The following is a 21,961-nucleotide window of genomic DNA, read 5'->3' on the forward strand; positions in this document are numbered from 1 at the left end:
CCGCTGCTCCGGAATCTCACAGGCACGGTGCCGGTTTCGGTGTCGACGAATCCTACTAGCTGGCGTCCTGTGCGTCGACGACCTCGTCGATGCGTATCCGCAGGAGGACGCGCTCCGTCTCGATCGGCATCGGATACTCGTCCTCGTCCATATATCGCCGCGTGAGTTCGTCGATGTGCGCTCGCGCACCGTCGGTCGTGATCTCGTCGACCTCGCCGATAATCGATAGACGTCGGTACGGATTGTCCGGATCGATCATACTGACTCCGACGGACGGATCGGCCTCGAGGTTTCGCACCTTTTGCCGGCCGCGTTCGCTGTTGATCAGTATCCGCCCGTCGTCGGCGTCGTAATCGATCCAGACCGGCGTGACGTGTGGGTCCTGCTCGTCGCTCAGCGTCGCGACGTGGGCGTACGTTTGCTTCTCGAACAGGTCCTGAAACGCGTCTGGAACGGATACCATAGGTTCGATTCAGCCGGCGGCGGCTTGCCTCTGGTGCCTACATTGAGAGGTGACTGCCAGACTCGAGACGCGAAGAGCGAGGGGGATCGGTCGCTCACCTGCGGCGAGAAGCGCGACCAGACGTCGCCTGATGGATGGACCGACGGCGACGAACGCGGCGGTTTCTCGCGCTCAGAGAGTAACTCGAGCGGTTCGGCGGGGGCGAGTGTTCCCCGTCGACGCCATCACCACCGAAATGCGGCATTCGAACCGACGAAACGCATCCGTCGACCACGCGAGTGTCGGCTGTCGGCTTATCAGCCTCGGGAGAGTGACTGTTGGTGTGACACGAACGAGACGGACGCGACGGCGGATGCTACAGCTGACAGGTGCCGCGGCGTCGACAGCACTGCTCGCCGGCTGTGGCGGACCCGGCGAAGAGGAAGACGGGGACGAACCCGGCGCCGAAGAGGGGACCGGAAACGGACAGGATCTGGAAGACGATGAGGAAGCCGACGACGAAGACGAGGACGATGTCGCTGGCGAGAACGGGGAAGACGTTCCCGACCAGGACGACGACGACGAAGCGTAACGGCGTTCAAACGACGCGGGGAGTGCGGAGGGTCGGAGCAACGATAGCGTAGTTGTGTATCGATTGCGCGGTCGTGTGACGGTAACGGCCGGTGAGTTCTCTCGAGCCGGCTGACAGGCGGCTATCTGCCGTATCACGGTCAGTTTCGCCGTGTCAGCTCGTTTTCCGTCGTTGTAGGTTCGTCCACGACGGCCCTCGCTCGGGAACTCGCAGCGATATCGACGAGAACGATTTCAAACGATAAACTCTAGTTCGAAAACGGGTTATTTGTTTATTATAGATTTCCATACAGTAATCGGGGAAAGTAATAAGTTGTATGATAATGGCACTCACAGATATGTCTTGGATAGACGATAGTGAGGATTTACGGACGCAAATCCCATCGGCTCGAGCAGCCATCGTCGTGATAGTCGCTGTGTTTCTTTTCACGGCAACGGTCGGGTTCGCCGCTGGATCCGTCGGAGCCGGGGACGACTCGGTGGACCGGTCGAGTGAGACGGAGTTCGTGGATTCGTCGCTCGAGACGGGCGAGCAACAGCCGATGTCGCTCTCGACTGCTGAAACAGCAGACAGTGACTACGTCGTCACGGCCGACGATACCGAGGCGAAACCGGGTGAGCGCGTCACGGTCGACGTCGAGGCCAAAGCGCTGGTGGACGACGACGACGCGGAGATAACCGGCTACGAACTGCTCATCGAGTACGACGACGAAAACCTCGCGTTTACCGGCGCCGAGACGTTTCTCGCCGACGACGACGATCTCGACGTGGAGTCGAACGACGGCTCGGCCACCGTGGAGCTGGATCCGAGTGCCTTCGAGGTCATCGGTGACGAACTGATCGGCGCGGCCACCGGCGGCGATTCGAGCGTCGAGATGGACGTCACGATCGTCACGTTGGAGTTCGCCGTCGTGGGAGCGCACGGCGAGAGCGCCGACATCGACTTCGAACAGGAGTCGACGATGCAGTCGGGTGCGACGGCGCTCTCCGAATACGACGACGACGAACTGCACTGGGACGGAGCCACTGTCGACATTCCCGAAGCGGACGAGGAGGACGGTGACGGCGACGGTGACGGTGGCGACGGCATCTCCGACGGCGTCCAGGTCGGCGAGCTCTCGGCCGTGAGTCAGGGCGGTTTCGTCGCGTTCGACGAAGAGACCGAGAGCGAGGCGGAATCGGAAGGCGTCTCGTTCCCGGTCGCCGACGACGGCGATACGCCGATCGAGCTAACGGGTGCCATCTTCGACGACGGAACGTGGGAGTCGACCGCGGTATCGTTCCCGACGCTCGATGCCGGCGCGGCCGACGCCGAGGTCGAAGCGCGCGACGGGCTGTCCGGCGAGATCGATCAGGAATCCGACGAGCTGACGGTCGAAGGGGAGCTGACCGTCCTGGTCGACGGCGACGAGGACAGGCAGTTCAGTTTCGATATCGAGGCGGTGACGGCGGACAGCGGTGAACTGAGCGGGAGTGCCGACTTCGATAGCTCACCGGCGACCGTTTCAGCCGTCGACAACGAGTATCTCGTCGAGGACCGAACCGGGGACAGCGTCGTCGACAGCTCGCTCGGGCTGCCCTCGACACAGGCCGGTCACAACTGGCTGCAACTCGACCTCGAGATCGAGACCGAAGAGGTCGACGTGGCGACCGGACAGGCCGCAGGCGTCGTCGAGGACGAGAGCGGAGCACCGATCGAGGGCGCGACCGTCGAAGTCGTCGACGGCGTCGGAGAGACCGAGACCGACGTCGACGGTACGTACGAACTCCCCGTCGAAGTCGGGACCCACGAGCTTCGCTTCGATTCCGACTCGCACGCCGAGAAGACCGTAGAGGTCGACGTCACCGAAGCCGAGACGACGGAACGGGACGTGACCCTCGAGGCGGGCGGCGCCGAGTTCGACGTGGAGATCGATGCCGAAGACGCCACGGCGGGTGAAACGCTCGCCGTGACCGGAACCGTACACAACGCCGGCACGGGCGTCGGCTCGCAAGACGTCACCGTCTCGGTCGGTGACGAATCGACGACGGAGACGGTCGACCTCGAGGGCGGCGAGTCGGAAACCGTGAGCCTCGAGTGGGTCGTCGACGAGGACGACGTCGGCGAGTACACGGCGACGGTCGAGAGCGGTGACGACAGCGCGAGCACCGACGTCCGCGTCGACGAACCCACCGGTTCGGCGGACGAACCGAACGGGACAGAAGACGAACACCCGGACGGCGAGAACACGTTCGTTGCTCACAGCCAGGGCGGCTTCATCTCGTTCGCCGAAGATACCGACCGCGAGGGTGCACTCGAAGCAGGTCTCGAGTTCCCCGCACAGGGAGAAGACGACGAACACATCCAAATCGTCGCCACGATCGACGACGACGGCTCGTGGGAGTCCACCAGTACCTCGTTCCCGAACCTCGTCACCGACTCCGGCATCGAAGCCGAGATCGACGCCCCCGACGGACTCGAGGGAACGATCGACGACGAAACCGGCGAGATGACGATCGAAGGGGCGCTCGACGTCGCCATCGAGGGCGACGACGACCGGCAGTTCACGTTCGAGATCGCGACGACGACCGGCGAGAGCGGATCGCTCAGCGGCGCGGAAGCGGCCGACGAGGACGGCGGCGCGGTGACCGTCGTCGACAACGAGTTCCTCGTCGACGATACGACCGGCGACAGCATCATCGATTCCGAACTCGACCTGCCGGCGACCGACGAGGGGACGAACTGGTTCGAACTCGAACTCGAGACCGAACTCGACGTCGACGAGGAGACCGCTGCGGAGGCGAGCGAGACCGACGAGGAGGCCAGCGAAGACGAGGAAGACGAGGCCGACGACGGGACGGCCGGTGCCGGATCCGGAATCGTGACCGGAATCGGACTGGTCGTCGGACTCCTGGGCGTCGTCTCGGTCGGTGGGCTCCTCCTGGCGGGTGGGATCGGACGGCTCGGTTCGTAAACTGCGTTCGTCTCGCGGGAACCGAAACGCGGACGACGTGTCTCCCGCGAGACTTTTTTTACCACGTTCTCGCAACCCGCGCGTTCCCGTGGACGATCCTCGAACACGGACGAGACGTGTACGGAACGGAGTGATGGTTCCCCGGGCTCGTTCGTTCGACGACGTCGGACGGCGTTCGACCAGCGGTCGCGCACTCGACAGTCGACGGCGAAGCCACGCTCGTGTGTCTTCCGTGATCCCTCGAGCGCCCGATACACTCCGAGACGGGATTAGCTCGAAGTCGTAGCCGACGACGCCGCGACGATCCCGTTCGAGATGGGACGTGAGAACGGCGTATCGAATCGATACTGTGCCCGGGGAGAACAGCGTACGGCGTGTGTCACACGATATCGAACCGTTACGTGCCGCCGACGGCCGACGTGACGGCGCCGACGATCGCACTGACGAGACCGCTCAGGCCCGCGAGCGCGACGAGGTCGGCCGGACCGGGCCCGCCGCCGCCGCCGGCCCCCGACGCACCGATGAAGAGACCCGAGACGAGAACCAGCAGCGTCGCACCGATCAAACAGCCCACCCCGATCACGATCGCCTCGCTCCGCGTCGAGAGCAGTCGTCCTTCGAAGAGGCCCACGATACTGGAGACCACCGGCGTCGCGAGGGCAGTAACGATGAGAAACACCAGCGGCGTGTACCCCTCGACGATGAGGGCTTCCGTCCCCTCCTGTTCCGGCAGGATCGCCGATTCGATCCAGAGCCACGTCAGCAGACAGAGCAGTCCGATCCCGACGCCGACGACGAACATCGAGACCGTGATTCGTCTGAGTATGTGGAACGAACGCCCCGGGATCGTGAGCTGTATCGTCGGTTCCGAGGGAGAGTCCCGGAGCGGTTCCCCGGACACGGGTTCCGGGGAAGACGGGAGCAACTGTCGCGTCGAATCGTTCTGTCCGGCTTGTTGTGACGAGTCACCGGTCGCTGATTGTTGTGAGTTACTTTCTGTCATGTAGGTGATTCACATTCATTATAGACCATTATCAAAGTAAGGATTATGAGATGAACAGGCGCAAAACCTCGCCCTTCAGGACTGGGATACGCGCCGTCACTGGATGACACTATCCACGGGTAACTGCATTGGTGGATATTTCACGCTCAATCAGTATCTTTAATACGGGAAATTCTATAAATCCTTATAAACACAGTCCGATGCTGGAGACGACCCGCACCTATCGAGCGAAAATCGTCAACCAGACCCAAGTGAGTGACGACCTCGATGACTGCGGGCACTCAGCATCGAAACTGTGGAACGTCGCCCGCTACCACACCCAGCAAGAATGGGACGAAACCGGAAATATTCCATCGGAAGCCGACCTCAAGCGTGAGCTAAAAGACCACGAACGGTATAGTGACCTACATTCTCAGTCAAGTCAGCGAGTTCTAGAAGAGCTTGCTGAGTCGTTCAACGGCTGGTTCAAAAAGCGCAAGAACGGCGACACCGACGCGAATCCACCCGGCTACAGAAAGCGTGGCGACAACCACCCACGCACCACCGTGACGTGGAAACAAAACGGTATCAAACACGACTCTAAGCACAACAAACTCCGCCTGAGCAAGGGCTTTAACCTCAAGAACCACCGCTCAGATTTCATCCTCGTCGAGTACGAAACCCGACCGGACGTAACCGTGGAGAACATCCAGCAAGTCAGAGCCGTCTGGAACGGCGACCAGTGGGAACTCCACCTTGTCTGCAACGTCGAAATACCTGTGGAAGACGCACCCGGCGACAACACGGCAGGTATCGACCTCGGAATTAAGAACTACCTCGCCATCGCCTACGACAATGGAGACGCCGAGTTGTATCCGGGGAACGTTCTGAAGCAAGACAAGCACTACTTCACCCGCGACGAGTACGATACCGAAGGCGAGAACGGCCCGTCACGTCGTGCGCTCCGCGCTCGTCAGAAGTTGTCTCGGCGGAAAGACCACTTCTTACACGCACTCGCCAAACACATCGTTGAGCAATGCATCGATCACGAGGTCGAACATATCGTCATCGGTGACTTAAGCAAGATTCGAGAGGATGAGAACGGTGACGCTCGAAACTGGGGAAAGCGTGGCAACAAGAAACTCCACGGGTGGGAGTTCGACCGCTTCACGGACTTACTTGAATACAAGGCCGAAGAACACGGTATCCTCGTAGACCGAAAGAGTGAGCGAGACACATCGAAGACGTGTTCGTGTTGTGGGCGGAAGCTAAACGCGAACCGCGTGGAGCGTGGCCTGTACGTCTGTGAGTCGTGTGGTGTGACGATGAACGCTGACATAAATGGTGCAGTCAACATTCGCAGAAAGATAACTCAGAATCCTCCTACGGGGGATATGAGTAACGGTCGTTTGGCACGGCCAGTAGCCTACCTGTTCAATCAAACCTCGGGGCGTTTCGCACCGAGCGAACGGGTGGGTTGCAAACCGTAATATCCCAACGCTCGGGAATTTTCGCGCTTTAGCGCGGGGAGGATGTCAAAGAAACGGTTCGATAGTCTCGATTCTTCGCGGGAGGGCGAGCGACGTACTGGTTCTCGAACGCCCTGTATTCCGCCCCTAAACGTCACGATAGCGGGGCTGTTCGGTGGATAACAATCCCCCGTCCGCACTAACCGTATCCGCATGAAACGCCGGACCTATCTCGCGACGGCAACGGGGGCGACTGCAGCGACCGTAGCAGGCTGCATCGGACTCGGTGGTTCCGACACCGACGAGGAGGCGGACGACGACGATGAGACCACCGACGACGGGCCGCCGGAACTCGAGGGACCCGACGAGGACGGGACGCTCGACGATTTCGACGATCTCGGCGCGTGGACGGTGGTCAGCGGCTCCATGTCCGCCGAATCTGATCAGGCCGTGGCAGGAGATCAGTCCGTGCTGCTCGAGACCGACGCAGACGACCAGCAGGCCCGGATCGTCCGCGAACTTCCCGAACCCGTCAACTGCTCGACCGTGAATCTCGGGCTGGCCGTCGCGAGCGAGGAGACGATTACGCCGATAATCCAGCTGTTCGACGACGATGGTAATGTGATCGACTACCGCGCGACGATCCATCCCGGCGGCCTGCAGCGCTGTAACTTCGGCGTCGCGAGGATGGACAGCGGCGTTGAGCTAACCGAAATCACCGACATTCACATCGCGTTTCTCTCCGCTGAGGACTCCGAAGACAGACTGTTGCTCGACGATCTCTACGCGGTCCCCAGACCCGAGGACGGGCAGGTGATGCTCCAGTTCGACGGCGGTCACGAGTCGATCGAGTCGGAGGGGCTGCCGATTCTCGAGGCGTACGACTTCCCCGCCACGGTGTTCGTTCCGACGGATTTGGTCCGCGAGGACGACGACGCCGAAGGCGACTATCTCACCGAGGATCAGGTCGAGGAACTCGACGACGCTGGCTGCATGATCGCGAGCTACGCGGCGAACGGACAGATACTCGACAACTACGACGAAGACGATCAGGCCGCTCAGCTCGTCGATGCACAGGAGTGGCTCGAAGACGAGGGCTACGAGAACGGGGCCCGCTACTTCTCGTATCCGGCCGGCCAGTACGACGAGGACACCCTCGATCTCGTCGCAGACACTTACGACGTCGGGTTTGCCGGACACCATCCCGTGCAGGGCCACGTCGTCAACGCGGCTCGCTATCCCCGCCTCCTCAACCCAGACGTCGAAGACGCCGAGGAGGACCTCGAGCGAACGGCGAAACTCGGCGGGATCACCACGCTCTGTTACTACTCGCTCGAAGAGGACGACACGGTCGATCGGCTCGAGGAGACGATGGATCTCCTCGAGGACTACGTCGACGAGGGTGAACTCGAGGTCATCATGCCGGACGACCTCGAGACCGAGTACGTGTTCGACGGCGAGTAGCCGGGGTCCATCGCTGACGGACTACCGGTCCGCAAGCGCTCACATCGGCGACCGAGCCCCTCGAGAACGAGTCTACGAACGAGACACACTGGGCCGCGGTGTTTCGGTCTCGAGAGTCGCGAGGCGCAACGGGTATTGACGTCCAGCACCACCTTCGGGTAATGACCGAGGGACTCGACGCGGACGTCGACGGCATGGACGAGGTCGCCGAACGGCGCGACGAACTGGCTGCTCGCGTCCGGACGCACGCCGGCCAGATCGCGCGCGAACTCGCCGTCTTACAGGGTGGCGACTACGGCCAGGAGGAGTTCGACACGGACGGCGGTAGCTGGACGGTCAAGTACGAAGCCGGCGACGTCCAGTACCTGCGATTCGACCCCAAATCGGGGTCCGAGACGTACGTCGTCTCGAGCAAGCAGCCGCCCGAACCCGGCCCGCTCGAGACGGCGATGGCCGACTACGGGAACTTCGTCGCGGCCTACAACGAGTACGTTCGGTCGTTCGACGGCCTGCTCGCGGACGTGCCCGACGAGTTTCCCGAGGTCGAGTCGACGGCGGAACTGGTCGCCGAACGCGACCGGATCGTTCAGCGAATTCGTGAGGTTGGGACCGCGATGGCTGGCGAGCTGTACCGGTACGAGGGCGAGTACGGTACCTACTCCACGACGGTGTCGGGAACGCGTTGGGAACTCAAGTGGGACGGCGACACGGTCTCCTATCTCCGAGTCGGCGGCTCGGACGGGACGTACCTTCTCTCGCAGTACGGTCCACCGTCCGCACCCGAAGTCCGTCGGCTCGCCGGCGACGTCGGTGCGTTCGTCGAGGCGTTCAACGAGCACGTCGACGAGCTCGAGGCGGATCTGTCACAGCTGTCGCTCGGCGAAGACTGAAAAGCGTCTCGGTGTTCGGAGCCGCTACCTGCGCTGTAGGAGGACGTTTCGATCCGTTACGAGCGTTCTACACCGATCCCTGTAGAGTAAACGCGTCGACAATCAGGGTAACTGACTGACCGGTTTTTCCCCATTTCGCCCGCCGGTTTAGTCGTAGCATGACTCTATCACGACGCTCGACAATCAAGGCGATCGGTATAGTTGGTGGCGGTTCGGCACTAAGCGGAACTGCACTTGCCATCAACGAGCACGAAGACGACGAGCGAGACGCCGACGAGGTACCGGACGACGAAGAGGTGGGAGCGATTCGCGTCGGTCACTTCTCACCGGACGCCCCAAACGTCGACGTCTACGTCGACGACGAGCAGATCCTCACAGACCTCGCGTACGACGAACTCTCGCCGTATCTGGAGATCGCACCGGGAACCTACAACCTGACGATCACGGCTGCCGGCGACGATGAACCGGTCTACGAGGATACCCTCCCTGTCGACACGGATTACTACACGGCCGCGGCGATCGGCGAAATCGAAGGTGACGACGCTGACGACGAGCTGGAAGGGGCGGAAACCGCCTCGGCCATCCAGGACGACGAGTTCGACGACACTGACGACGTCGAGCCGGACGACGACGAAGACGTCCTCGACGACGAGGCGCCCGAGGAAGACGACGCGGCTGCTGAAGAAGACGAGGCAGTTGCCGAGGAAGACGACGAAGACGGACCCGGAACGTTCGACGTCCTCCTGCTGCTCGACCGAGAAGAGGTCGAACAGGAAGGCACGTCACAGCTTCGACTGGTCCACGCCTCCCCCGACGCGCCCGTGCTCGACATCACGGACGACCAGGGACTCCCGCTCTACGAGGACGTCGGCTTCGGCGAGCCGTCTGGCTACGTTTCGTTCGAGCCCGGAGAGCAGACGCTCGAGTTGTTCGAAGCCGGCGAGAACGAGTTCGACGCGGAGTTCGACGAAGACGACGAGGAAACCGAACAGCCGGACACCGCAGCGTCCATCCAGGAGGACGATGACGATGGCCCCGACCTGGATGATGAGGACGACGAAGACGAGGACGATGACCTCGAACTAGACGACGAGGATGATCTCGATGAGGACGACGAAGACGAAGTCATCGATCAGGCCGAACCCCTCGTCTCCATCGACGTCGAGCTCGAGGACGACACGGTGTACACGGCGTTTGCAATCGGCTACTTCGAGGCCGAGGACGACGATGACGACCGACCCTTCGAGCTGCGCGTCGCCGTCGACGGTCGCGAAGAAGAAGACACCGACCACGACGAGGCGCCCGACGAAGCGGAACCGGACGAAGAAGAAGTCGAAAACGGCGATGACGACGACTACGACGATGACGACGACTACGACGACGATGAGGACGAGTACGGCGATGACGATGATGACGGGTACGACGACTACGACGATGACGACGAGCACGAGGAAGAAGAGCCGGTGACGGCCGACGACTGATCACGGACGATCTTTCCGGGGAACCCCGGTTCGAGCGGTCATTTTTGGAGCGCGATTCGCCGTTTGAGGTCGGCCATCGCACGCACGAACAGCCACTGTTCAGACTCCTGCACCCGGTGACAGCGGATCGTTCGTCGCACCACTCCGACAGGAGCACTCTCCTGCCGTAGGAATTCGCTGTGCGGGCGCGAACGACGCTTTTGACAGATGGTCGGTCGGGAAGCGACACGGACCGTTCACGGACGCCGCGGCCGGAACGGCCGGCAGACTGGCTTCCTGCCGCTGGCCGCGGGTCGCCGACCGATACGAGATCGCGGACTCGGCGAGTACGACGTAGCCGTGGCTCGTCGGGCTGCAGCACACGATACGCTCGAGAAGAGCCAGGAGTGTTAGACGTCGACGTACTGGTCGACCCACTCCTGACGGCGCTGCAGGACACGTCGCCCCTTCGGGGTCAGTGCGTAGTAGTTCGTCCGCCGATCGAGTTGGCCTTTCTCGACGAGTTCCTTCTCGACCAGCGTGTCGAGATTGGGATACAGCCGGCCGTGGGTGACCGGCTGATCGATGTACCGATTGATGTCGTCGAGTATCTCCTGTCCGGACGGACGGTCTTTACCTGCGATCACGTACAGCAAGTCACGTTGGAAGCCAGTTAACTGATCCATGGATCACCCTCTGAATGACGACGTTCACCGATCTGTGGCTTTGTTATAGAGCAGGTACGATCGTCGGAGCGTCCGGAACGCACCGCGTAGGACCGCTGCTGTGCGTCACGCCGCACGCAGCGACGACGGTACCAGCGTGACGCGGCGTTTTTGACGGTTACCGCCGTACAGCCCGGTATGCCTCCGGATCCGCTCGCGTGGGAGACCCGAGATCGCCAGGTAGCCTATTCCTGCCCGGGCTTCGACGTCGTTAACGAGACCGTTCAGCTGCCAGATGGCATCGAAACCGAGTTCGACTACCTCTCCGAGCCGGCGAGCGTCTGCGTGCTCCCGTTCGCCCCCGACGGCGACGTCGTCTGCATCGAGGAGTGGCGCCAGGCCGTCGGTCGGATCAACCGCGGTCTCCCCGTGGGCGGGACCGAACCGGCTGACGACGACCTCGAGGCGGCGGCCCGACGCGAACTCGCCGAAGAAACCGGCCACGAGGCCGAGCGACTCGAGCCGCTGGTGACCGTCGAGCCGGCAAACGGCATCGCTGATTCGGTGTTACACTTCTTCGTCGCCCACAGCTGTCGACCGACGGCCGAACAACGGCTCGACCACAACGAGAGTATCCGAGTGACCCGACGGCCCTACGGGGAGTTGCTCGAGGCCATCCGTGAGGGCGAAATCCGCGACGGGCGGACGGTGCTCGCCGTCTCGTACTATCAGCTGTTCGAGGCGGTGCCCTAAAAAATCGCAACGGAGTGCGATCGGTCGGTCGACCGATCGGCGGTCACGGTCGGTCCTCAGTTCAGTACTGCGACCGAGGGCTGTTCGTCGTTCTCGTCTTCGTCGGCGTCGTCATCGGTGTCCGTGTCCGCTTCGTCGTCTTCCATTTCGTCGTCCTCGTCGTCAGCGACGTCCTCGAGATCGGCCGTATCGCCGAGGGTAACGGTATCGGCGTTCATGGTGTCGACCGACATCGCCGACGCGGAGGCCTCGGAGACGACGACCTCGTCTTCTTCGTCAGTCGCTTCGTCGTCGGCCTCATCGTCCATCTCGTCCTCGTCGTTAGCATCGTCGTCCTGGATTGCTGCGTCGGTCGCTGCCTCGTCGTTCTGGTCGTCGGCAGCGCCGTTCTCGTCGTCAGCTTCCTCGAGCGAGTCGATCGTCATCGAGTCGATCGAGACGCTTTCGACGTCGAACTGCTCGATGGTGAGGGATTCGACTTCGTCGCCGTTCGCGTCGTCAGTTTCTTCGTCTTCGTCGTTGGCGTCGGTCTCGTCTTCATCATCGGCATCGGTCTCGTCTTCGTCAGCCTCATCGTCCTCGTCGTCGCCATCGAGGAGACCGCCGAAGAAGTCGCTGACCTGATCGATGATGCCGTCGTCCTCCTCGATCTCGAGGTCGTCGACCGTCATCTGTTCGACGTCCATGGACTCGATGGTGAGCTCCTGGACGGTGAGTGAGTCAGTGTCCTCATCGAGGAAGTCGGCTTCGCCGTTCTCGTCAGTTTCGTCGTCTTCCTCGTCGACGCCGGCAGCGTCCTCGTCGGTCTCGTCTTCATCGTCCTGGACGGCAGCAGCGGTTTCCGCCTCGTCGTCCTCGTCAGCGTTCGCGTCGTCCTCAGCCTCGTCTTCGTCAACCGCTTCGTCCTCGTCGGCATCCGCAACCGGCTCGCCGTCGAGTTCGAGATCGGTGAACGAAACGTTCTCGAGTTCGAGTTGCTCGATCTCGATATCGGAGATCGTCACCTGCTCATCGGTGTCGGCGTCGTCGTCCATCTCGTCGTCAGCCTCCTCCTCGTCCTGCTGGATGGCTGCGCCGGTCTCCGTTTCTTCGTCATTGTCGTCAGCACCGTTCTCCTCGCTCTCGTTCGCCTCGTCTTCGTCGTCAGCCTCGTCGATCTCCTCCTCGAGTGCCTCGTCGTCGACGTCGAACTGATCGACGTTCAACTCTTCGATCGTCGCGTTCTCGACGGTGACGTCCTCGAGGTCGAGGGTTTCGACCTGTACGTTTTCGAGTGATGCGCTCGTGTCTCCGGCGTCGTCGTTCGCCCCTGCGGATGCGCCAGCGAGGGCGGGACCCCCCGAGAGGGCGACCAGCAGCGCCACGAACACCACACCGACTGTCTGCAATCGTGAACTCATGCACTCGCTGTTACCGTCCAGTGACGGCTAAAACGAGCCGACTGTTACGGCGTTGTCCCGGAGAAACGCACAGTTAGCAATCACGACGAGAGCGCTAATCTCGCGTTCATCGTTATCGGTTCGATGACGGTCTTCAGCGGGCGTCAATCGGCCGAAATCGGCCTTCTGCCTGCGATCGCCACCGGCTTATCTCACTCGGCGAAGAACGAATCGTTACCGGGTCCGGTCGACGGTTCGAATCGCTGAGACGGGTATAGAACACTCTCTCGAGCGAACGTGGTCACAAAAAGAACGGCAACCGATAACGCGGTCAGCACCGCGCTGACCGGCGTGTTACGTCGCGTCGATCAGTTCAGGACGCCGAGGATTCCGTCGTCATCCTCCTCTTCGTCGTTCTCGTCATCCTCGTCTTCATCGTCGTCGAGGAGGTCATCGTCTTCCTCGTCGTCGTCCATCTCGTCGTCATCGGCTTCCTCGTCGTCGATGTCCTCGAGGTCGGCAGCGTCGCCGAACGTCAGGGTCTCGGCGGTTGCGTCACCGACGTCGATCGTGGATGCGGAGACGTGTGCGATGGTCTCCTCGTCAGCGTCGTCGTCCTCGTCGAGTGCGTCGTCGTCAGCCTCGTCGTCTTCGTCGTCGAGGCCGACGTCGTCGTCATCGTCGTCTTGGATTGCAGCGTCGGTCGCTGCCTCGTCGTCATCGTCGTTGAGGAGGTCATCGTCGTCGTCAGCTTCGGCGTCGTCAGCCTCATCGTCTGCCTCCTCGTCGTCAGCTTCCTCGACCGTCTCGACCGTCATCGAGTCGACGGTGATCTCGTCAACGTCGAACTGCTCGATGGTGAGTTCGTCGATCTCTTCGGCTTCGGCGTCGTCAGCGTCGTCCATCTCGTCTTCGTCGTCAGCCTCATCATCTTCGTCGTCGACGCCGACATCGTCGTCATTGTCGTCCTGGATGGCGGCGTTAGTTTCTGCCTCGTCTTCGTCGTCAGCGTCGGCATCGTCAGCATCAGCGTCGTCCATCTCGTCGTCTTCATCCATGGCGTCGTCAGCGTCTTCACCGACGGTCAGCTCGTCGATGGTCAGCGTTTCGACATCCATGGTTTCGATGGTGAGCTCTTCGACGGTGACCTCGTCAGCGTCCTCGTCGATGAAGTCGAGCTCGTCGTCGGCCTCATCGTCCATCTCGTCTTCGTCGTCGACGCCGACGTCATCGTCCTCGTCGTCGACACCGACGTCGTCATCGTCGTCCTGGATGACTGCGTCAGTTTCCGCCTCGTCGGCGTCGTCGTCGAGGGCGTCATCCTCGTCGTCCGCGTCAGCGTCCTCGAGTTCCTCGTCCTCACCGACTTCGAGGTCCTCGATGGAGACGTCCTCGAGTTCGAGGTGCTCGATCTCGATGTCCGAGATCGTCACTGCTTCCTCGTCAGCGTCGTCGTCGACGCCGACGTCATCCGCTTCGTCGTCGTCAGCCGCGGCGTCGTCATCGTCCTGAATTGCAGCGTCGGTTGCTGCCTCGTCAGTGTCGTCGTCTTCGTCGTCAGCCGCGTCGTCGTCAGCTTCGTCGAGTTCGTCCTCGAGCGCTTGCGTGTCAGCGTCGAGTTCCTCGACGTTCAGCTCTTCGATCGTCGCATTCTCGATGGTAACGTTGTCGAGTTCGAGCGTTTCGACCTCAGTATCCTGAAGCGTTACACTCATTTCTGCGCCGTCGTCGGTCGCTCCTGATGTTGCGCCCGCGAGGGCGGGGCCCCCTGAAAGGGCGACCATCAGCGCGACGAACACTACACCGAGTTTCTGCGATCGTGAATCCATGCACTCGATGCTACTGGCGGATGACGGCTAAAACGAGGCGACTGTTACGAGATTGTCTCGGGTAAAGTCACAGTTTGAAACCGTGCAACAGTCCCTAATCCGTGGTTCATCCTGTCGTCTGAAAGGACAGTATTGATGCGGGTCTGGCTACCGGTCGCTGAGAAATTTCCCTTGTGCCTGCGCTCGCCACCATCTTATCGTAACCAACCGTGAGACGCCTTCTTCCTATCCGTTCGTATGTCAGGAGACGATCGAATTACAACTCCCCGACAGCCGGCCGTCGAAAACCGTCATGACTTACGTCGGACGGTCCAACAGCCGACCAATGCGCGAGTGCTTCGAAGTCCGGGACACCGACGCCGCCGGGCGGATCGGCGAACTCACCGTCCCGAGAGCAGACGTCACCGTCGAGACACCGGCGCTCCTGCCGGTGATCAATCCGAATCTGGATACGATCGCCCCCCGTCGACTCGCCACGGAGTTCGGGGCCGAAATTCTCATCACGAACTCGTATATCATCCACGAGACCGAAGACGTTCGCGAGCGAGCCCTCGAGGACGGCCTGCACGACTTACTCGAGTTCCCCGGCGCGATCATGACTGACTCGGGCTCATTCCAGCTCTCCGAGTACGGCGACATCGGCGTGACGACCGAAGAGATCCTCGAGTTCCAACGCGAGATCGGCTCCGACATCGCCACGCCCGTCGACATCCCGACCCCGCCGGACGTCGACCGCGAGCGCGCCGAGACCGAACTCGAGACGACCCAGGAACGTCTCGAACTCGCCGAAGGCGTCGAGACGGGTGACATGCTCGTGTCGGCGCCGGTTCAGGGCTCGACGTATCCGGACCTCCGCGAGGCCGCCGGTCGCCACGCCGATTCCACCTCGCTCGACGTCTTCCCCGTCGGCGCGGTCGTTCCGTTGATGAACGACTACCGCTACGACGACATGATCGACGTCGTCGCCGCCGCCAAGCGCGGGCTGGGTGCCGACGCGCCGGTCCACCTCTTCGGCGCCGGCCACCCCATGATGTTCGCACTCGCGGCCGCGATGGGCTGTGACCTATTCGACTCCGCCGCCTACGCGCTCTACGCCCGCGACGACCGCTACCTCACGGTTCGAGGCACTCGTCACCTCGACGACCTCGACTACTTGCCCTGTTCGTGTCCCGTCTGTACCGAACACTCGCCCGACGACCTTCGTGCGCTCCCCGACGACGAGCGCGAGTCCGAACTCGGCGCGCACAACCTCCACGTGACTTTCGAGGAGATCCGCCGGATCAAGCAGGCCATCCGCGCCGGCAACCTGCTCGAACTCGTCGAGCAGCGCGCTCGCGCCCACCCGACGATGCTCGACGGCTACCGCACCCTGCTCGATCACGCCGCCCAACTCGAGCGGAGCGACCCCGTCTCCAAGGGTTCCTTTTTCTACACCTCCGCCGAGAGCGCCCGGCGGCCCGAAGTTCTGCGCCACCACCGTCGCCTCGAGCGACTCGCCGTCCCCGACTCGCTGCTCGTCACCGAAGGGAGTTCCCCGCGCGGCGACGAGTTCGACGACTCCTGGCGCGTCGAGCCGCCGTTCGGTCCGTTCCCGCGCTCGCTCTCGAAGAGCTACCCGCTCACCGCCGAGGTGCCCGACCGAACGGATCGCGCGGCGCTCGAGGCCGCAGCGGACGGCGTCGCTCGACTCGCGGCGGCGAATCCGGACGCCGACATTACCCTCGGTCACCGCGGCTGGCCCGACGGGGTCCTCGAGCGAGTCGCGGATGCCGTCGACGTCGTCGATCTGAGTCGGGAGTAGCCGCCTGCGTGCCGCTGACGGACGGTAGAAATAGCAAAACATCGGTCGAGCCACCGACTGACACGAGTTCGCGGGCACGGCGTCGGACGTGGCGGTCCGCTTCAGCCGTCGATCACCGAGTCGCCTGTCGACCCGACGTCTGGGCGGGCATCGGTTCGGCCATCGGCGTTCCGTCGACCGTGATCTCGAGACCGTCGCCGCACTCGATGGCGATGTCGTGGCCGTCGTAGGTGAACTCGAGTTTGCCGCGTCGCGGGCCGCCGCGTCGCGTCGGCTTGAACAGCGCGTCCAGTGCGTCGGGATCGATCCACTCGTAGAGCGGCGGGAGTTCGGTCGGAGAGACATCGCGTCGGGTCGAAACCGCGGTGACGACGGCGATGCTCACGGACTCGTCGAACCCGTTGTCAGTGGAACCGATGAATGTGTTGTTCACGCCGTACCCAAACGGACCGGCGGATAAAAGGGTAGCGTCGATACGGCGACAGTGACTGAATTATTCGAGCGATAGTTTCGTACTTCGAACATTCGTTCCGGTTCAAGATTCGTATCTATTCATTTGTCCACCTCAAATTCTCGTTACGACGGTCTCCACCGGGCAAACGAGCGTCGCGACGGTGTCGCGAGCAGTACCTGTCGAGGCGGCCGCGTTAATCTGGGACGACCACCGGCGTCGGCACCGATCGATCGAACATCAGAACAGCAAAGGTGTCGGCGGCGGCTGGTTCGCGTATGCTCGGGGTCACGTCGCTCGTGCTCGGTCTGATCGTCGTCGTGCTGTTCGGCTCGTGGCTGGTCAGGCGGTTCCGGGGCGGGAGCCAGTCGACAGCACAACGGGAGTCGTACGAACGCCACAAGGACGCCCAGCAGCGCGAGCCCCCGGTCGATATCGGCGACGTCCGGGAGGTCGGCGTCCAGGAGTTCTCCGAACACCACTCCGGCGAGCGACAGGCCGTCTGCAAGATCGAGGGGTTCGTCGTCTTCGTCGAGGATCTCCCGAACGACGTCGCGGTCGGCGACGTCCTCGAGATCAAAGTCCTCTCGTTCAACCGCGGCCACACCTCCGCGACGGCGACGTTCGTCGCTCGAGCCTGAGCGGCGACGCGGTTCGATCCGCTTTTGCCGGACCACGTATCGGTCTCAGCCCGACAGCGAGACGAGCGTCGCGCCGACCACGACGACCAGCGCCGCGACGACGACCGGCCAGGTAACTCGCTCGAGGCGTCGCGGCAGGAACAGCACCGAGAGAACCACCACGAGCAGCGGCGTCAGCTGTAGTAGGGGCATGACGACGACCACGGGGGCGATCTCGAGGGCCGCGAAGTAGGCGACGAAGCCGACGGTCGTGGAGACGCCGCCCGCGACGAACCAGCCGGTGGACGCGGCGCGGATCGGTATCCGCCGTAACGAGTCGGTCAACCGGAGGTAGCCGACGAAACCGATAGTCGCGACACCCGCCATGACCACGATTCCGGGCAGCGTCGGCGTTCCCGCGGCGAGTCCCATCGAGATAAAGATCGGCTCGATTCCGATGCAGGCGGCGGCGACCAGCGGGACGACGAGCGTCGCGCCGGTCTCCCGAATCGACTGCTCGGGACCCGTGGCGGCCGCGGTCTCCCACGAGACGACGGCGATGCCCGCGACGATCAGGACGATTCCCGCGAAGTGGACGGCCGTCAGTCGCTCCTCGAGGAAGACCACGGCGAACACCGTCGCGAAGAAGACGTTCGAGGCGATCACGGGCGAGGTGAGGTTCGCGCCGATCTCCTGGATGCTCTTGAACGTCAGTAAGCGGGCGACGAACATCCCGGCGAGGCCGGCCGCGCCGAACGAGGCGACCGAGTAGGGCGTGAACAGATCGACGTAGGGCGGCGAGTACAGTACCAGCACCGGTGGCGTGAGCAGTGCGATGTTACAGCCTAAGACGACGAGTACTCCGTCGGTGACCTCGCCGGTCTCCGTCCCGAGCCGTGCGAAGAGAAACTGCCCCGCAAAGCCCGCGGCGGCGACGCTCGCCAACAGCACGCCGAGCAGCGAGTCCGACACCTCGAGGACCATATCCCCCGGTTTCGCCGGCGACTGGATAACGGCACCGAACCACCGATTCGGCTCGCGCGCTCGATCCGCCGGCCGCTCGGACCACCTGCACCGTCGTTCGGAACGCGTACTCGAGCCCGCGGGGCGAACCGCGACCGACAGCCTCTTTCACCCTCCCGCTCGCAGGTTCAGGTATGACCGATTACTTCGAAGTCCACGAGCGCGACGGGGCCGCTCGCGTGGGCGAACTCCGTCTCGAGTCGCCCGTGACGACCCCAGCGCTCGTCGACGACGTCCTCGAGGACGCGGGATCGCTCTGGAGCGCCGACCGGACCGTCCCCGAGGGCGACGAGTCGACGCTCACCGTCCTCCCCCACCGGGCGTTCCCCGGCGGCACCGCCGCGGAAGTCCAGGACTCCTTCGCCGTCGACTCGCCCGACGTCGACTACCCGAGCGTCGCGGTCGTCTCGAGCGAGAGCGCGACTGACCAGGGGACGGACGCCTACGCCGTCTCCGACGTCCAGTCGATCACGGGCCACGGCGCGGCGCTCGTCGAGGCCGTCGTGAACGTTCGCGAGGCGATTCCCGCCGACACTGCGCTCTACTTCTCCGGCGTCGCCACGCCGCGCAACGTCGCCGTACTCGCCTACGCCGGCGTCGATCTCTTCGACGAGACCGCGGCCGTCGTGAAGGGCACTGAGGGCCGGTACCTGACGACCGACGAGGCGTACTTCCTCGAGGACCTCGAGGAACTCCCCTGCTCGTGTCCGGCCTGTCAACAGCCTCGCGAGGAGTTCACCCGCGAGGACTGTGCGGAACACAACGCCAACGCCCTGCAAGCGGAACTCGCCATCGTGCGCCGTCGTATTCGGGACGGACGACTCCGCGATTACGTCGAGGGTCAGGCCCGCCAGGACCAGTGGCTCACCGCCGCGATGCGCGAACTCGACTCGCAGTGGGGCTACCTCGAGGAGCGCACGCCCATCCTGCGCGACGCGCAGATCAACGCCGCGACGTCGGATACGATCCGGCGCGTCGAGATCCAGCGCTACGCGGACCGAGTGACCTCGCGCTACCGGAATCGATTCAAGAATCCGCTCGTGCTGGTCCCCTGCTCGGCGGCGAAACCCTACAGCGAGTCCCAGAGCCACCGCCAGTTCCACGACGCCATCCAGTGGCGCGGCCACCTCGTCTCGATGACGAGTCCGATCGGGGTCGTGCCCCAGGAACTCGAGACGACCTACCCGGCCCAACACTACGACACCGTCGTCACGGGCCGCTGGTCCGAAGAGGAGAAGCGGTTCGTCAGCGACGTCCTGCAGCGGTATCTCGAGCGTAACGACTACCCCGAAATCATCGCTCACGTCCCCGACGAGGGCTACCGCGACATCGTCGGCCGGGTCGAGGACGAACTGGGTCTCGATGTCACCTACACCGTCCCCGAGGGCGGCCACCCCACCGGCGAGCAGTCGCTCGCGAACCTCTCCTCGGCGCTGTCGGGCCAGCTGAAGTACTCCAAGCGGGAGCGAGAGCACAACACGGTCCGCGCCATCGCGGACTTCCTGCTCGGCGACGGCGCGGGCGACGACCTCTTCGCCGACATGCAGACGACGAGTCGCTACCCGAAGATTCAGGTCCGCGACGAGGAAGATACCCAGCTCGCGACGATGGTCCCTCAGTACGGAACGCTTTCGTTCACCCTCGAGGGGGCGAAACGTTGGGTTGACAGCGACGTGCCGACGAAGCGCGTCGAAATCGACGGCTTCGTTCCGCACGGAAGCGTCCTCGCGCCGGGGATCGTCGACGCCGACGAGGAGATCCGCGTCGGCGACGAGGTCGTCGTCGAGGGGCCGAAGGCGTTCGGTATCGGCCGCGCGGAGATGTTCGGCCGCGAGATGCGCGAGAGTACGCGGGGCATCGCCGCCGAAATTCGCCACGTCGAAGAGAAGTGACGACGGCGTTGCGATCACCGTCTCGCTCGAGGGTCACCGGCCCGGACACGATTTGAGCAGGTGCTCGCGATAGACGGCCGCGGGAACGGTCTCGCCGCAGAGTTCGCACTCGCGGTCGGCGCACCGATCGTCGACTGCTTCGTCGGCCTCGTGGCCTTCGGATCGGCGATCGTCGGTCACGGCGATGCGTTCAGTCGGCACGTCCCTGACGGTTTCGGGTGCGGACCACGGTCTGTGTCGTACTTGTTGAAGAGTACGTGAACGAATACGGTGCTAATAACGGATTATTCGGACATAAATCCGTTTTATCGAGTTGTTCTCCGTTGCATATCCACCGATCATGGACCTGGTAACTAACGTCTCAAGTGTTATCCCATTGCCACATGTCCTCGTCAGTGACGGTCGGTATTCTGGCCGAACCCTTTCTTTATCAGTGGCAAGCCCGCGCGATCGAACGGCTCGAGCAGAGGTCCGACGTGACGGTGTCGCTGGTCGTCTCCAACGCGGCCAACACGAACGCCGAAGCCGAGTCGTGGAACAGGAAGGCGCGAATCGAACTCGACGACGTCGTCCAGTTCGCCGACGTTATCCAGCGAGAACGCGCGTGGACGTTCGTCCTCGCCGAACGAACGCTCGGTCGAGTACTCGGCGACGAGCACCACCTCTGGCACCGTCACTCCCTCGAGAACGTCGACTGTCTCGCCGACGCCGAGTTCGTTCCCTGTGAACCGCGAACCGAGGACGGCTGGACCGAGTTCCCCGACGACATCGTCTCGCGACTCGCCGCCGACTGCGACGTCGCGATCCGCTTCGGGTTCGGTCTCGTTCGCGGTGACGTGCTGACCGCACCGGAATACGGCGTCCTGAGCTTCCATCCCGCGGATATCCGGCGCTATCGAGGCATGGGTCCTCCAGTACTCTATCGCGACGGACGGGATCGTGCCGGCGCGACGCTCCAACAACTCGACGAGTCGATCGACGGTGGCGCGATCGTCGCGTACGACGAGGTCTCGCTCGACGGCTGTTACACGCTCTGGGACGTCTTCGATCGACTGGCGGAGCTTCAGATCCGGCTCCTGACCGAAGGAGTTTCGAACGCGTGCGACCCCGAGTTCGATCCCGAGACCGTCCCCGACGATCAGCTCGGCGAGTTCTACTCCCGCGACCAACGACGGACGCTCGGCTTTTCGGGCCGGGTGCTGACGAAGAACAGTATCGGGCGCTTTCGACGGCGACTCGAGCACGTACGATCCTCGACGGAGACGGTAGATCGGCCGACCCAGTCGTCTAACTGAC

19 protein-coding genes are annotated in these 21,961 nt (G+C 63.0%); 11 read left to right on the plus strand and 8 right to left on the minus strand.

All coding sequences use genetic code 11. The features are described 5' to 3' along the window. Nucleotides 1-55: 55 nt before the first annotated feature. Nucleotides 56-463, minus strand: a complete 408-nt coding sequence (locus tag BLT08_RS09335) for a TIGR03618 family F420-dependent PPOX class oxidoreductase (RefSeq protein ID WP_090305387.1) — start codon at nt 461-463, stop codon at nt 56-58. Between the two features lie 322 nt (nt 464-785). Between BLT08_RS09335 and BLT08_RS09340 the strand changes: the two genes are divergently transcribed. After that, nucleotides 786-1,034, plus strand: coding sequence for a hypothetical protein (locus BLT08_RS09340; protein WP_245724183.1), 249 nt, complete (start codon nt 786-788; stop codon nt 1,032-1,034). 478 nt (nt 1,035-1,512) lie between these two features. After that, the gene (locus tag BLT08_RS09345; RefSeq protein ID WP_245724184.1) at nt 1,513-3,987 is read left to right on the plus strand and encodes a carboxypeptidase regulatory-like domain-containing protein; all 2,475 of its coding nucleotides are present in this window, start codon (nt 1,513-1,515) and stop codon (nt 3,985-3,987) included. Between the two features lie 397 nt (nt 3,988-4,384). Here BLT08_RS09345 and BLT08_RS09350 read toward each other — a convergent pair whose 3' ends face one another. Further along, on the minus strand, nt 4,385-4,789 hold the full coding sequence (locus BLT08_RS09350) for a hypothetical protein (protein WP_245724185.1): 405 nt from the start codon (nt 4,787-4,789) through the stop codon (nt 4,385-4,387). A 401-nt stretch (nt 4,790-5,190) separates the two neighbouring features. Here BLT08_RS09350 and BLT08_RS09355 point away from each other — a divergent pair, with 401 nt between their 5' ends. From BLT08_RS09355 to BLT08_RS09370, 4 genes are all read left to right on the plus strand, one after another. Continuing rightward, nucleotides 5,191-6,459, plus strand: coding sequence for an RNA-guided endonuclease InsQ/TnpB family protein (locus BLT08_RS09355; RefSeq protein WP_090305398.1), 1,269 nt, complete (start codon nt 5,191-5,193; stop codon nt 6,457-6,459). 192 nt (nt 6,460-6,651) lie between these two features. After that, nucleotides 6,652-7,902 (plus strand): polysaccharide deacetylase family protein, encoded by a 1,251-nt coding sequence (locus BLT08_RS09360; RefSeq protein WP_090305402.1) that lies wholly within the window; start codon nt 6,652-6,654, stop codon nt 7,900-7,902. Between the two features lie 161 nt (nt 7,903-8,063). After that, nucleotides 8,064-8,792 (plus strand): profilin-fold protein, encoded by a 729-nt coding sequence (locus tag BLT08_RS09365; RefSeq protein WP_090305406.1) that lies wholly within the window; start codon nt 8,064-8,066, stop codon nt 8,790-8,792. A gap of 158 nt (nt 8,793-8,950) precedes the next feature. Further along, the gene (locus BLT08_RS09370; protein WP_090305408.1) at nt 8,951-10,273 is read left to right on the plus strand and encodes a DUF4397 domain-containing protein; all 1,323 of its coding nucleotides are present in this window, start codon (nt 8,951-8,953) and stop codon (nt 10,271-10,273) included. Between the two features lie 389 nt (nt 10,274-10,662). Here the strand turns inward: BLT08_RS09370 and BLT08_RS09380 are convergent, their stop codons facing one another. After that, the gene (locus tag BLT08_RS09380) at nt 10,663-10,938 is read right to left on the minus strand and encodes a PadR family transcriptional regulator (protein WP_006089028.1); all 276 of its coding nucleotides are present in this window, start codon (nt 10,936-10,938) and stop codon (nt 10,663-10,665) included. A 177-nt stretch (nt 10,939-11,115) separates the two neighbouring features. Here BLT08_RS09380 and BLT08_RS09385 point away from each other — a divergent pair, with 177 nt between their 5' ends. Further along, the gene (locus tag BLT08_RS09385; protein WP_090305413.1) at nt 11,116-11,670 is read left to right on the plus strand and encodes an NUDIX hydrolase; all 555 of its coding nucleotides are present in this window, start codon (nt 11,116-11,118) and stop codon (nt 11,668-11,670) included. A gap of 56 nt (nt 11,671-11,726) precedes the next feature. On the opposite strand, the gene BLT08_RS09390 is transcribed toward BLT08_RS09385, so the two are convergent. Both BLT08_RS09390 and BLT08_RS09395 read right to left on the minus strand, forming a co-directional pair. Next, entirely contained in the window at nt 11,727-13,070 is a 1,344-nt protein-coding gene (locus BLT08_RS09390; RefSeq protein ID WP_175529270.1) for a hypothetical protein, read from the minus strand. Between the two features lie 347 nt (nt 13,071-13,417). Next, nucleotides 13,418-14,878, minus strand: coding sequence for a hypothetical protein (locus BLT08_RS09395; RefSeq protein ID WP_090305419.1), 1,461 nt, complete (start codon nt 14,876-14,878; stop codon nt 13,418-13,420). A 325-nt stretch (nt 14,879-15,203) separates the two neighbouring features. On the opposite strand from BLT08_RS09395, the gene tgtA reads away from it, so the two are divergent. After that, nucleotides 15,204-16,679 carry a tRNA guanosine(15) transglycosylase TgtA gene (tgtA, locus tag BLT08_RS09400; protein WP_090305422.1) on the plus strand — a complete coding sequence of 492 codons (1,476 nt, stop codon included), beginning with the start codon at nt 15,204-15,206 and terminating at the stop codon, nt 16,677-16,679. Between the two features lie 112 nt (nt 16,680-16,791). On the opposite strand, the gene BLT08_RS09405 is transcribed toward tgtA, so the two are convergent. Further along, nucleotides 16,792-17,112 (minus strand): DdfA family disk-determining factor, encoded by a 321-nt coding sequence (locus tag BLT08_RS09405; RefSeq protein WP_090305425.1) that lies wholly within the window; start codon nt 17,110-17,112, stop codon nt 16,792-16,794. A 296-nt stretch (nt 17,113-17,408) separates the two neighbouring features. Here BLT08_RS09405 and BLT08_RS09410 point away from each other — a divergent pair, with 296 nt between their 5' ends. Beyond that, the gene (locus tag BLT08_RS09410) at nt 17,409-17,771 is read left to right on the plus strand and encodes a TRAM domain-containing protein (RefSeq protein WP_090305428.1); all 363 of its coding nucleotides are present in this window, start codon (nt 17,409-17,411) and stop codon (nt 17,769-17,771) included. A 45-nt stretch (nt 17,772-17,816) separates the two neighbouring features. Here BLT08_RS09410 and BLT08_RS09415 read toward each other — a convergent pair whose 3' ends face one another. Continuing rightward, nucleotides 17,817-18,734: a DMT family transporter gene (locus BLT08_RS09415; protein ID WP_090305431.1), complete on the minus strand. Its 918-nt coding sequence runs from the start codon at nt 18,732-18,734 to the stop codon at nt 17,817-17,819. A gap of 173 nt (nt 18,735-18,907) precedes the next feature. Between BLT08_RS09415 and arcS the strand changes: the two genes are divergently transcribed. Further along, complete coding sequence (gene arcS / locus BLT08_RS09420) at nt 18,908-20,665, plus strand: archaeosine synthase subunit alpha (RefSeq protein WP_090305433.1); 1,758 nt, start codon at nt 18,908-18,910, stop codon at nt 20,663-20,665. A 33-nt stretch (nt 20,666-20,698) separates the two neighbouring features. Here arcS and BLT08_RS22945 read toward each other — a convergent pair whose 3' ends face one another. Further along, nucleotides 20,699-20,845: a hypothetical protein gene (locus BLT08_RS22945; RefSeq protein ID WP_175529271.1), complete on the minus strand. Its 147-nt coding sequence runs from the start codon at nt 20,843-20,845 to the stop codon at nt 20,699-20,701. A 203-nt stretch (nt 20,846-21,048) separates the two neighbouring features. Here BLT08_RS22945 and BLT08_RS09425 point away from each other — a divergent pair, with 203 nt between their 5' ends. Next, nucleotides 21,049-21,960, plus strand: coding sequence for a formyltransferase family protein (locus BLT08_RS09425; RefSeq protein WP_090305436.1), 912 nt, complete (start codon nt 21,049-21,051; stop codon nt 21,958-21,960). Nucleotide 21,961 lies beyond the last annotated feature (1 nt).

The sequence above is a fragment of the Natronorubrum texcoconense genome (assembly GCF_900100335.1).
In the GTDB taxonomy this organism is placed as follows: Archaea; Halobacteriota; Halobacteria; order Halobacteriales; family Natrialbaceae; genus Natronorubrum; species Natronorubrum texcoconense.